The 13,625-nt window shown below is 53.9% G+C and carries 7 protein-coding genes; 5 read left to right on the forward strand and 2 right to left on the reverse strand.

The features are described 5' to 3' along the window. Positions 1-7: 7 nt before the first annotated feature. Both xrt and CA54_RS02910 read right to left on the reverse strand, forming a co-directional pair. Positions 8-5,221, reverse strand: coding sequence for an exosortase (xrt, locus tag CA54_RS02905; RefSeq protein ID WP_146369361.1), 5,214 nt, complete (start codon positions 5,219-5,221; stop codon positions 8-10). A gap of 422 nt (positions 5,222-5,643) precedes the next feature. Beyond that, entirely contained in the window at positions 5,644-6,375 is a 732-nt protein-coding gene (locus CA54_RS02910) for a hypothetical protein (RefSeq protein WP_146369362.1), read from the reverse strand. 1,472 nt (positions 6,376-7,847) lie between these two features. On the opposite strand from CA54_RS02910, the gene CA54_RS02915 reads away from it, so the two are divergent. From CA54_RS02915 to CA54_RS02935, 5 genes are all read left to right on the forward strand, one after another. Continuing rightward, positions 7,848-9,500, forward strand: coding sequence for a sigma-54 interaction domain-containing protein (locus tag CA54_RS02915; RefSeq protein ID WP_197532165.1), 1,653 nt, complete (start codon positions 7,848-7,850; stop codon positions 9,498-9,500). Between the two features lie 108 nt (positions 9,501-9,608). Continuing rightward, positions 9,609-10,562 (forward strand): ABC transporter permease, encoded by a 954-nt coding sequence (locus CA54_RS02920; protein ID WP_146369364.1) that lies wholly within the window; start codon positions 9,609-9,611, stop codon positions 10,560-10,562. 58 nt (positions 10,563-10,620) lie between these two features. Then, on the forward strand, positions 10,621-11,904 hold the full coding sequence (locus CA54_RS02925; RefSeq protein WP_146369365.1) for an ABC transporter ATP-binding protein: 1,284 nt from the start codon (positions 10,621-10,623) through the stop codon (positions 11,902-11,904). Next, positions 11,904-12,719 carry a hypothetical protein gene (locus CA54_RS02930; protein ID WP_146369366.1) on the forward strand — a complete coding sequence of 272 codons (816 nt, stop codon included), beginning with the start codon at positions 11,904-11,906 and terminating at the stop codon, positions 12,717-12,719. The genes CA54_RS02925 and CA54_RS02930 overlap by 1 nt, the downstream gene beginning before the upstream one ends. Then, positions 12,716-13,621 carry a glycosyltransferase family 2 protein gene (locus CA54_RS02935; protein ID WP_146369367.1) on the forward strand — a complete coding sequence of 302 codons (906 nt, stop codon included), beginning with the start codon at positions 12,716-12,718 and terminating at the stop codon, positions 13,619-13,621. The genes CA54_RS02930 and CA54_RS02935 overlap by 4 nt, the downstream gene beginning before the upstream one ends. The last annotated feature ends 4 nt before the right edge of the window (positions 13,622-13,625 follow it).

Genomic DNA, 13,625 nt, shown 5'->3' on the forward strand with positions numbered 1-13,625 from the left:
GTTCCCCTCAGGATGAGCCTTTCACAAACACCGCATGCCGAAAATGCTCCGATAGGTCGCGCAACGATTTCTGGTCTCGCGCGGAAAGCACCTGTCGTTCGATGCCCAAGGCCAAAGCACGTTGGAAGGCGTCCTGAGCAGACTGGTCGTTTCCGATCTGGCTGTACGCTTCGGCCAAGTGTAGCCAAAGGGAGGCGTCAGCACGTGATTCGTTCGCCATTGGCGTGAGCCGATCGATCACCAGCTGTGCATTGCCGGCAATCAACTCTATGGTTGCGATGGAGTCATTGAGTTGCAGGCTCTCGGGCTGTTGCTCAAGCGCAGCTTGCAGGATTGCCCGCGCGTCTTGGATGGGCGAAGAGGTTTCCGCAATCGCTAGCGCCAAGTTATTGCGGGCCATGGTCGAATCGGGCGTACGCTCCAACACCTTGCGGTAGAGAAGCACAGCATCGTCATACCGTCCTTGTAGAAACCGCAAATCCCCTAGCAATTGAACCAGTGAGTCGCCAGTTGCAGAGACATCAGTTGCGGTGGCCCGGGCAAGGTATTCGTCGACCACCGCGTCGCGACTGCTTTCGATATCGCGGTTAATAATCAACGCATCGATCAGACTGCGGGCCGCTGTTTCCGGCGACAATTTTGTAAAGCCGTGCTCACTCAAATAGACGGCCAAATTGGGTTCATTTTCATGAATTGTCACAGAGAGAATGCGCGTTAACAGAGTTTGCTGTTCTTCAACGGTGCTCGCCGACTGAAAGGCCGAAGTCGCGCGGATTTCATTCGCGAGGGATTCCGTATCCCCCGAGCTGAGCTGCGGCTCCGACGTTTTCACTTTGAATTCGCGGATTTTCCAGCGTACAAATTCACTTAGTCCTTCCGGTGTCTCGCCTAACTTTGCATAAATCTGTCTGGCGCCCCCTTCAAATGGGACGGTTTCTTCTTGATCAGGCGCTGCTAGAAAATGCTGTTGCCAGAAGCGCAGGTACTCGGTGAGATCTTGTGGGCGCGGTGTCACACGGCTTCCCAAATCGTCGAGAATTCCAAATGCCGCGCTGATGCGATCCACGTGTTCATACAAATCGGCCATGGTCCGTAAGTCGTCAGGCTTTTTATCCAGAATGCCTTCGGCCAATCCAACCGCCTCGGTGTAGTCGCTTGGTGTACCGCGCTGGGAAAGAAACCGAATTCGGGCGCGAATCACGGCGGATTGGGGGTTCTGATTGATATCCGCGAATTCTTGCTTCAGCACGCGGCCAGCTTCTTCGGTCGCAGCCGTATCGCCGTCATTCAATAGTAAATTGGCCAGCATCATTTTCGCAAATCGGCTGTTGGGTTTCGCCACAAGCACGCGACGCGTGAGCATTTCGGCCAATTGTGGTGATTGCGAGAAATAGAATTGCGCTGCATGCGTCAGAATTTGCAGGCTGCGCGGATCCTCAGCATCACTCGATAAGATGATCGACTCCAGGTAAAACCGGCGGGCCTCATCCACGAGCCCCAACCGCGTATAGAGTTGAGCCAATACAAACGATTTGTGGCGGTCACTGATCGAGGCTTGCTGGGCGAGTTCCTGGAGGGTGGAAATGGCGTCTTCGCGCGAATCAAGAACCTGATCGTAAAAATTAACGAAGGCCACCCATGAGCGGATATTGGACGGCGAATTGTCCACTGCCTTGCGGAACGCGTTTTCGGCTTCGGTGAGAAAAGCAGATTTTTGTTTCTTATCTCTGACTTCGCCTTCGGCCAACATCATCAACACGCGTCCTAAACGTAATTGTGTGTCGACGTCATCAGGACGGGATTCGGCCCAGGATTTCGCCAGAATCAGCGCCTGTTCTCGTTCCGTTCCTTGCGCGTAATACGGCACGGCGCGGTCAAACAATTGAGGCGAGAACGCCAACATCTTGCTCGCCTGCGTAACAAATTCTTGCGCCTTCAGTTTACTATCGGTCCGCGTGTACATATCGATAACGCGGTCCGCTAATAAGATATTGCGGCTCCCCAATTGCCAGGCCTCCTTATAGGAGACCAAAGCCGCCGGATACTTGCCTTGCAGTAACGATAGTTCACCCAAGAGAATTTTTGACTTCGGCCAATTCGGACGGCGATTCTGGACAAATTGAATGAATTCATGCGCCTTTTCGAAGTTGGGATCGTTCGCGGAATCCAAGCCAGCTAATAAAATCTGCGCCTGATACGCTCTCCATTCCGTTCCTTGGGGACCTTCGATCTCCTTGAGCCATTGGGAATATTTAGCAAGCAGGGTCCACTCTTGTCGCAGCCAAGCTAACCGGGCGGCTTCGTCGACGATTGCTCCATTTTGCGGCAGGCGTTCGTGGGCGGATTCCAGGATCTCGACGGCACGCGGCATGTCGCCATTGCGCAAATGCAAATGCGAAAGCTCGATCAGCAACTCCCCTTGCTTCTCCGTCGTTTTATCAAGCTCCAACTCTTTTTGGAGCAGCGCAATCGCTTCGTCAATTTGATTATCGCCAACCAGCACGCGCGATTGGAGAACAGCGGCACGCGACCGATCATCGGACAGCTCACGGAACTTTTTCGCGGCCTGCAAGGCCGTTTTATGGTCGCCCAGCTGCAGCTTTAAAGCAGCATAATCTTGCCACAGCAATGCCGAGTCGCCATTGACTTTCAGCGCGTTTTCCAAGCGTGTTACAGCTTCATCAACTTGGCCTTGGGCGATCATCATCTCCACTGAAATGAGTTCGATCGTTTCATGGGAAGCGCCACGTTGGGCAGCTTTTTCCAATGCCTTGGTGACGGCAGACCAGTCCCGCTGCTGCTTTGGTAGGGATTTTTGCCGTTGCAACTCGACGCGCGCCAATCCGATAGCGGCATTGAGTTGAATCTCCTCCGTGCCACCCATGACGGCCAACAATTGTTTCTCGGCCAACTCCAAATTCCCAGATCTGGTCGCAAGGTTGGCCAATTGCAGCCGGGCAGCGGCAAGTCTCGGATTCAAATCGCTGGCACGGCCATAGGCGTCCATAGCGACATCGAGTTGTCCCAGCCCGAAACACAAGTCTCCGTAAAAGCTCCAGATTTCGGCGTACACTTTAGGAAACTGATTTTGAGCAAGCTCCATGTCTGGTGTCCCCAGAAACGTGAGCAACACCCCCAATGCATGACGCGGGGATTGCTCTGCCGCAGCGATGCGGCCACGGACCAGAGCGATGCTTCCCAGCACCGCTCCTCTCTCGCTTTCTGAAATGCTCGGGGCATGTTTCTCTAAAGGAACGACCAACGCCTCCGCCTTTTCAAACTGCCCGGTTCGCGCCAGCAGCGAGGCCAGCGGCACGAGCAACGATAATTCCGTGCGTCCTTTTTTCGCCAAGACTTGTTCCAACCCGTTTTCCAAAGCGACGATCGCTTTGCTGTCCCCCTCAGCGCCCCCTTCGGCCAAGAATATCTTGGCACGTGCCAAATAGGGCAGGTGGAACTCGGGTTGAGCGGCAATTGCTTTTACCAACAATTCCTGGGCCGCTGGGAAGTTCTCTTTCTGCATCTGCAATTGTGCAGCGATGTAATAAACCCGCGCCGCCTCCAAACCGCTCGACTGCGACACCAACTTGAGCGCCTGCTGCAAACTGACCTCGCAATCCGCGTCGGAACAATTTCCATACACCCGCTCGAATTCGTATTTTGCCAACCACGCTAAGGGGACTTCAGCTTTATCTTTGACCAGCTTCTCAAGCACTTGGCATGCGGAAACTTGAGGCGTGCCTGCTTCCTCCGAATCACCTTCTGCCTCCGTTCGCGGCGAAAAATCCATGATGGCCGAAGCGAGGGTCGCGGCATGCGAGACCTCGTAATCCCCGCTTTCCATCACTTGACGCAAAACGGCAATTGCTTCTTGCCACGTGACGTTGGCCCGGCCTCCTTCCCAGCGCAAGTAGGCGACCAACGAATCCGCATAAAGCTTCTCAAGTTCGCTTTGCGATATCTCTGAGGCTTCGTGCGGGTTGGTTTTCAGTTCCTCGTAGATATCCAACGCCATGCGAAACTCGTGGATTTGGGTCGCGATCTTTGCGGCAGTCACTGCCAATTCAACGCGCTGTGGAGCCAACTCCCAAGCATGCAAATAGAGTTGTGCAACGCGCAGCCAACTTCCATTGGCGTGCGCCGAACGATGCGACATCTCGGCAAACTGAATCGCCACGTCGGAATCATCGGGATCGATCGACAAATACCGTGAGTAGTACGTCGCAGCCTTCTCGTAATTTTCTTCGGTTTCATACCGCTCTGCCGTCTTTTGCAGCGTGCTGAGTGTGCGATTTTCAAAAAATCGCTGCATGAAGAGCACTGAGACAATCAGCACCACCGCAGCCACGCCCAACCGCAGCATCCACGACGATCCGGAGGACTTACTTGCCGCAAACCGGCGGCTCGTTGCATCCAGAAGAACCAGCACGCCCCAAAACATGGCAGCTGCCAGCGGGACCATGGCCACGGCGGCAAAGTCGTGCGAAAATCGCTCGGACACTTCCCCAGACCAGTATTTGGCCAACAATGCTGTCACATCGATACGTATGACATTGGCGATGATCGAAACCGGTATCACAGCGGCCAACAGTAAGAGCGATTTCCTGAGACTTGTTCGGGCCAATGTGATGGTCGCCACAGCAAGCGCCAAGATGCCAAAAAACATCCGTAACCCGCTACAGGCTCGTTCGACCTCAAACTGATGACCGTCGAGCAGGATCACAGTCCCATCAACAATGGCCGGTTGCGAAAAGAGTCGCAATGTCCAGGCCGAGCAACCTGCTGCGAGCTTTTGCAGGGGCGTACTCAGGGCAATTTCAATTGTCGCAGGCAGGGGCATTGCAAAACACAAGAACCCAATCGCGGGAGCGGCCCAGCAAAAACAGCGCCATCCAAAGCACATCCAGACCCAGCCGCCAATCCACACCGGGAGCGACCAAGCATCAAGCTCGGGGAAATAAAGCCGCCCAGAGGAATATCTCATGAAGCAGGCAAACAGCATCAATGCCAGACCGGCAAACGATACCGAGGGCGCGACCTCGGGCAGTGACTCGCGCCGTAGATAGAGAATAGCAGCACAAATGAATGGGACGATGAATCCGTGCGAGTAATCGGCGTTCGACGACCAATTTTCAACAATGCTTTGCAGCGGACTCCAATATGCCCAAAAGCCAATGATAAGCAGCGCAAATGGAATGAGCCGCTGTTTGTTATATAACATTTCGATGACGCCACCTTGCTGAGGCGGCAGAGTCTGTGGCCCTCATCCGACGGGTGTCGCCAAGCGATTTGCCGACGACATACTTCGGATGTTTGAAATGCAACGGCCTTACATCGAGGAGTGGTCTACGACTGAATCGAGAACCGAACACGCCAATCCCCCTCAATACCTAGCCTTGCGTAAACTTCTCTCGGCGTGCAACTCTAACTATTCAACCGGCCTCCCGCAACCGGCACAATGCAATCCCGCCCTCTGGCCTATTACAGAAAAACAGACGCCAACAATGATGCTGGCGTCTGTCAATGTTTTTGTAATTCTAGCAGAATCGTCCGCTGCGTCATTGCAATAACTACACAACAGAACAAAGCAGCAACCAAACACAGGCAGGATTGTCAGAACGACCTGCCCCATCAGGCACAGCCTTAAGCTTCCGCAGTCTCGCGACGCTTTTTCTTCGAACGAGCACGGGTCACGACCAATCCCAACCCAGCAATCATTGACCAGGTCACAATGGAGCTCATTTCGGGAACCGCTTGCAAGATCAAGCGAACCTCATCGATTCCAGCACCCATGGCGTTCAAGTCGAATGAAAACGTCCGACCGTCGCTGGCAATGGAGAATCCGTCCGGTGAAGACGAGTTGCCCAGCTCCAAGCCACGGTAGGTATAGGTGTCGTAATAGGTGTAGCCGGGGCCGTAAATGGCATCCGTCGCACCCAAGCTGTCGGTCGTGCTTTCGGGACCTGTATCGGCACCCGGCAGTAACACAACGCCCACGATACGAGTCTGGTCATTGAATTCCACAAAACCCGTGGCATTCACATGATCAACCGGCTGGCCCAATGGATCGAAGTGCAAAAGGTAGCTGGCGTAGTTGTCCAGCTCCAACGTCGCCGGAGCCAATTGCGAAAACGTACTGAATGTTCCGGGCGTTCCGTCGTGATCGACGTCGAAAGAAGCTTCCTCAACCCCTTCGAACACTAGGAACGGAACATTTTCCGTATCCTCTAGGGCACCTTCATCGAAGTCGGTAATTGCGCCGCCGGTATTATCGACGTAAGCAACTCCAGACGATGACGCGAGCCCAAAGGCTGCCGAGGCCACAACCGGAAAGCTGGCCAGTGATAGAGCAAGAAGAAAACAGGTTTTTCGCATAGGTGACCCCCAACCATCAGGTGATTAACAACAGCTATTCAAGCTACCCAAACAGAGAGGGCATGCTGCAGTAATACATTAGTGCAGCAGTTGTGCCAAAACTCAACAACACGCAAAAAAACATCAAGCAGACCACAACAAACTGCTACGCTATAACAGCTTACAGCACCAAACAATCATTTCCCCTCTCGACAGGCCACATCAGCAACGGCGGATAAAATATCGCAAGCTGCGATAATTATCAAATCGATAACCACAGGAGCTTTACCAAACACACCCCAGAACACACAGCAAGCCACCTCAATTCTCCCCAATGCCAAGCGCTCCACACGCACCATGCCGGGACAGTGAGGACTACCTTTACACTGCCGTTCCGGTAATGACTGTCTCCAGAAACTGTCCGCTCAAAAACTGCATGGCATTTCGTGCGACTCAGAATTCACGAGGAATTCAAAATAGCATTGATGATGGCGAACTTCCCAACACCTCAAACCCACACCCCTCCCGATTGCCCTCTTGACTTTGACGTGTAGCCAACGAAACCATGACCAGCATTGTTAAACAACCAATGAGCGATCGTTGCCACCACCGTGCCGAGAGTCAGATGGCAGGCGCCATTCGTTTCATCACCGAAAGCCCGCTATATATGTGGCATGTTCGAGGCCTGTTGCAGCGGCATGTAACGATTGTTTTGAAGAGCTTAGAAACACATTGTCATTTTTTGCGTCTTTTGGCTCGTCATCCTAGACCCCCCACTATCTTTTTGGTAGAACATCGACTCAGGCGATTTTGAGCGCCACACCGCACAAGCAACACAGGGCAGTAACGCATTGCTTGTCGATTCGTCAATGCAAGCCACTATTTCGAGCATTTCGCCATGGAAACTGAAATCCTCAAGATATCCTTTCTGGTTGGCATTGTGTCACTTTGGTGAATTCTCTGTTGAGGCTGAAAAATTTCGAAGAGCTGTAAAAACTGAATTACGTCGTCGATCGCGGGCCAACAACACGGCTGTGTAAGTCAAAACGGTTTTTGACTTCCAGCCTAGACGATCAGTACCCACTCATTCCGTAAAGCGGACACCAATTTGGTGTTGTACGCCCGGCTTTTTCGACGCCATCACGCCATACAACCTTTAGTTGCGCCAATGGATTGCAAACGCACTATCACAAGCTCGTGCCGTAGTTGGGCACATGTTGCACGTGGCAGTTCACCGCACAAGAACCTGCGCCGTTTCGTCAAACGAGACAGCCCTTTCGAAACGATTAATTTTCGACAAATTGGGACTCTTTTGGAGGATTAGGCAAGGAATTTGCATCAGTACAATCTACTACGCGGGCCCGGGATCGCATTGTGTGCCGGCAAGACTTGATTAAACACGAGGCCTCTAATCGGGCTTCGGTGCTTGCCACACGCTGCGGAATCGTACATGGATAGGAATAGCACTCTAAAAAATGGATTCGATCGATAAGATGCAATCTGAAAAAACCAGGGTTTTATTCGCCCTGTTCAACGACTCATCAATTCGCCAAATTATTGGGCAATTTGACGGTCATGGTTGCGAATGTGTTGTCGCAACGAGAAGCAACGGATCTCCTTTTCAATTCACCGAGCCGCTCGATCGCTTCGACGGTATCGTCGTGAATCTGACAGGATTGTCCGAAGAGGGAGAACGGGTCGTTGCCAACTGGGCCCGGAAACACCCCGTCGCAGGTTGGATGGCAACCGACGACACCAATATCAGCCGCGTCGTACGTGCGCTGAAAATGGGTGCGTTTGACGTCCTCCACGGTGATATCTGCCAACGGGAAGTGAAATCGCTGGTCGACGAGTTAGCGAGCCGCAAAACCAGTGCAACTCGATTTTCCAGCGCCCCCGAACTGCCGGAGGGGGGGGCTGGATATTCCACCCCGACCAATGGCTCCTACACTGGCGAATCATCCTCCATTTTGGACAACTCCGCCCAAACGTCTTTGCGGCGAAACGGCGATCCTCATCCCCACCGGCGACATTCCGCCTCCTGTGATAAGAAAGGCAGCACTGAGAGTCTGGCGCATTCACTTCGTATGTACCTGCGTGGTTCAAGCACGACGATGGAATCGGTGCGACGCCAAGTCCTTGAAGTCGCCACCACACATGCCACCGTGATGATCTGGGGGCAAAGCGGAACGGGTAAGGAAATGGTCGCCCGCGCCATTCACCGCTGCAGTTTGCGTAAAGACGACGACTATATTCCCGTCAACATGTCGGCCATTCCCGAAGGATTGGCCGAGAGTTTGTTGTTCGGTCATATCAAAGGCTCATTCACACATGCCACACACACCAAAGAGGGGCTCTGTGAAACGGCCGACAACGGCACGCTATTTCTCGATGAAATTAGCGAAATGGAGATCACACTTCAGCCCAAGCTGCTCCGTTTTCTTCAAGAAGGAGCCGTCCGCCGTGTGGGCGACCAAACCGAGAAGCAGGTCGACGTGCGGATCATTGCCGCCTCGAACCATGACCCGGAATCGGTCATTCGCGACGGCAAACTCCGCAGTGACCTGTTCTATCGGCTAAATGTCGTTCCGATCCATCTTCCGCCACTTTCTGAACGGCGAGAAGACATTGCTGAACTGTCCGAATTGTTCCTCTCTCGCTCAGTCGAGCGGCACAACCGTAGCGTGCAAGGCTTTACCGCCGAAGCGATGCAGGTGCTCTACGACTACGATTGGCCGGGTAATATTCGGCAATTGGAAAACGCCGTCGAGCGGATTGCGATTTTTGCCAAGGGCAACCTCGTGGAGCCGTTGGATATTCCCGCTGAATTTCACTCGCCGTCATGCACTGCTCCCAACCCCCACGTCCCGACCACACCAACGAACGGCCACATGGCCCCTATGAATGGTGGGACCATCGAGCACAAACCGCAGGAGAACGATTCCTCGGTTTCGGTCATGAGAACTCCACTCTCGGAAGTGCAACGATTTGAGCGGGCGGCCATCATCGATGCATTGCAACGCGCCGACGGGCATGTCGTCGATGCGGCCAATTTGGTGGGACTGGGGCAGGCCACGCTCTATCGCAAGATCAAGCGATATGACATTCCGCACAAAAGCCATCGTCGCCGTAAGACGCCCAAATAATCACGGATTGCCGTATCGGTGCTGGTCTGTGGATTCTCCTTCAGGGGTATTCACAGCGATTTCACCCGACATCCCTCACGCGTTGCCTTGCTTGATGACCGACTTGCCATGAACGATGGAATCACCACAACCCAACGACGGAACCTGGAAACGTCGCCGCTGCATACGACGACGGATGCTCTGGGTCCCGAGAAAATGCCCTCTGCCGCGCAAAGCACGGACTACGGCGCAAACGTGGAGTTGGTCATCGAGCCAAAATCCGGCTGGGTTGCCGTTGATTTCCGCGAACTGTGGCTGTTTCACGAACTGCTCTGGTTCCTGGTCTGGCGAGACATCAAAGTTCGCTACAAACAAACGGTCTTGGGTGTCGCCTGGGCGGTCCTCGTTCCGGTATTTAGCGTGACGATTTTTACCGTTATTTTTGGAAACTTTGCGGGACTTAAAAACGAACTCCCCGCAGAGTTAATAGCAGTCTATCCCGTTTACGTCTACGCCGGATTGTTACCATGGCTGTTCTTTTCGAATGCAATTTCCGTCGGCGGTCAAACACTGGTGAGCCAACGGCAATTGTTGACAAAAATCTATTTCCCCCGCCTGTTTGTTCCTACAGCCACCGTCACCAGCGGGCTGGTCGACATGGCAATCTCCTTCGGTGTGTTCGCAGTGATGATGGCCATTTACGGTGTCGTTCCCTCACCTCGAATTGTGCTGTTGCCCTTATTGATCCTATTAGCCTGGGCGGCATCGCTGGGAATCGCATTCACGTTGTCGGCGCTGACAGTCACCTATCGCGATTTTCGGTTCGTGATTCCGTTTATGGTCCAGGCATGGCAATTTGTCAGTCCGGTCGTTTACCCCACGGCAATCGTTCCCGAACGTTATCGGTACTTTTATGCGTTGAATCCGCTGGCGGGAATCATTGAAGGTTTTCGCAGCGTGATTTTCGGCACTCCGTTTCCGTGGGCCATGCTCTGCATCTCGACGCTCAGTACGGCCGCACTGCTGGTCTATGGTGTCATGTATTTTCGGAAGACCGAAAGGCGATTTGCCGACATCGCCTAATAGTCCGCCGCAATCCAAACCCGGTCGGTTCGCGTTTTGTTTTCACTCAAAGTCGACTATGAACAAACCTATTATCACCGTCGAAAACCTCGGCAAAGCTTATCGCCTCGGCCAACAGGAAGAGCAGTACCCCACTTTCCGCGACGCGCTGGTGGGCATGGCCAAATCGCCCCTGCGCCGCTTCCGTCAATTGAGCGGCGCAGGGAATGATGAGCTATTTTGGGCCGTCAAGGATGTCTCGTTCGACATCAAACGGGGTGAAGTGGTTGGCCTGATCGGTCGCAATGGAGCCGGCAAAAGCACATTGCTCAAGATCCTCAGCCGCATTACCGAACCAACTTCGGGACGTGCGGTCCTGCGCGGCAGAGTCGCCTCGTTATTAGAGGTGGGGACCGGATTTCATCCCGAGCTGTCGGGCCGTGAGAACATTTATCTCAACGGGTCGATCTTGGGCATGAAGAAGGTCGAAATCGATCGCAAGTTCGACGAAATAGTCGCCTTCGCCGAGGTGGAGCAGTTCCTGGATACTCCGGTCAAACGGTATTCGAGCGGCATGTATGTCCGCTTGGCCTTTGCCGTGGCTGCCCACTTGGAACCGGAAATCCTGATTGTCGACGAAGTCTTAGCCGTCGGCGATGCTCAGTTTCAAAAGAAATGTCTGGGCAAGATGCAAGAGGTTTCCACCGGGGAAGGCCGCACCGTTTTATTTGTCAGCCACAATATGTCGGCGGTGACGGAACTGTGTCAGCGGGCGCTGATGTTCCGTGACGGGCAATTGGTGAACTCCGGCCCGACAGCGAATGTGGTCGACGAGTACCTCCAATGCGGCAGTTCCGACCTGAAGCATTACTTTGCCCCCCCTCTCGACACGGATCGCGAGGCTTCGTTGTTGTCGGCGGCGGTGCACGATTCCAGCGGCGATTCGGTTGCGGTTGTCCGTTTTGGCGAGCCATGGTCGGTGACCAGTTCCTGGGAGGTTCGCCGCCCGCTGCCCTTGGCCTCGGCCTCGTTGCGGATCTTCGATTTGAGCGGTCGTTTGATTCTGGTCAGCAATACCGTGGGATTGCCCACCGCGTTTTTCGAAAACCCCGGCACGCGCGATGTGACCTGTTCCTTTCCGATCAATGTCCTGCGACCGGGACAATATTTTCTGACGATCGGACTGTGGGTCCGCGGTCGTGGTGCCATTGATGAGCACGAACGCTGCATTTCATTTCACGTGAGTGATTTGCCGCACGATCCGGAATATACGTACACAGCAGCCGGCAATCCCGCAGCTGTAGCTCCGTCGGATTGGTCGTTCCGAAACGATACCGAACCGGCGCTCACGGGAGGCGTCTAATGCAAAACACGATGATTCTCGGAACCGGCCGGAGCGGCACGAGCATGGTGACCGCCTGCTTTCGCAATACCGGTGTGTTTTTCGGCAACGAGCTGATCAAAGCGACACCGGCAAATCCTTTTGGGTATTACGAATCGCAGGTTATCAACGGGCTGAATAACAAAATCATCTTCCGCCTGCTCTATCCACGCGGGACGTATCGCCTGCGACGATTTATCTATCCCAGCACCCATTACGACTGGCGCGCGTTTTGGGCGGTATTGCCGCATGCAGCACGGGCAATGCGGGTTCAGCCTGATGAGCGGGCGTTGATCGAACGTCTGTGCGCAAACCAGCCTTTCTGCTTTAAGGATCCGCGATTTAGCGCAACGTTGTCGACTTGGAAACCTTATCTCCCTGAGAACACGCGTTTCTTGATCGTCTTTCGCTGCCCGTTTCGTACCGTGGACAGCATGCTCCGCGATGCTCAGGAATCGTACGATCCGCATTTGGCATTCAAACGCCCCGCCTTGTTGCAGACTTGGATTCGCACCTACACCCGCCTGCTGCGGTGGGCTGAAAATGATCCTCGCTTCCTACTCGTCGACTCCGATCAAATCCTTGCCGGAGAGGGCCAGCGTGAACTCGAGTCGTTCGTGGAATGCGAACTCAACTTTACCCAAATCGATCCCAACGTCCGCCGCTCTAAGAAAACAGTCACAGAGAACAACCGCCTCGAAGCAAAGGCCGGTCGATTGCACCACCTGTTGCAATCAGTTGCTCGACAACATTTGGGGGAACGAGCGGATAGAAATGGAGTGATTGCGTCATCATGAGTGCACCAGAAATCTCAGTGATTCTGCCGGTTTACAATGCGGAACGATACATCGCCAAAGCGGTGGAAAGTATTCTTGCGCAAACATTCGGAGATTTTGAATTCCTGATCGTGGATGACGGATCGACCGATGGGAGCTTGAGTATTCTTCAAAGCATCGCGGACCGCGATTCCCGCATCGTGTTGCGCAGCCGCGAAAACAAAGGTTACGTGGTGACCCTCAACGAGATGCTCGCAGAGGCCCGCGGCGATTTCATTGCACGCATGGATGCCGACGACATTTCGCAGCCGGAACGGTTTGAAAAACAAATGCGATTCCTGGCGCGACACGACGACATTTTAGCTGTCGGCACAGCGCAACTGTGGATTGATCCCCAAGACCGGCCGCTACGGCGTTTTACTCCACCGCTCAAGCACGAAGACATTGATGCAGCGCATTTGCAAAAAGGGGAAGGGATGATTTGTCACCCTTCGGTCTTGATGCGGCGCGAAGCCATTGAAGCCGTCGGGGAATACGACGAGAACCTGTATGGCGCCGAGGACCTCGACTTATGGTTGCGTTTGGCCGAAGTCGGACGGCTGGCCAACATGGACGAGGTGCTGATCCAATACCGGTTCCATTCCCAAAAAGTCGGCTGGCTGCAAAAAGACCGGCAGGTTCGCTCGGCCATCACAGCTATGCAGTCTGGCGCAGAGCGACGCGGCGAACAAACACCAAACTGCGAGAAATTCTCCAACGCCAATTTACCCACCGTAGCCAGCCAGCATTTGGCATGGACGTGGTGGGCATTGGGCGACGGCAATATCTCGACGGCTCGTCGCTATGCAATGTTGAGTATTTTGCAACGGCCGTTTGATTTGACGGCATGGCGCGCATTTTGTTGCGCACTCCGAGGAAGATGACACA

Source organism: Symmachiella macrocystis, from assembly GCF_007860075.1.
Classification (GTDB): domain Bacteria; phylum Planctomycetota; class Planctomycetia; order Planctomycetales; family Planctomycetaceae; genus Symmachiella; species Symmachiella macrocystis.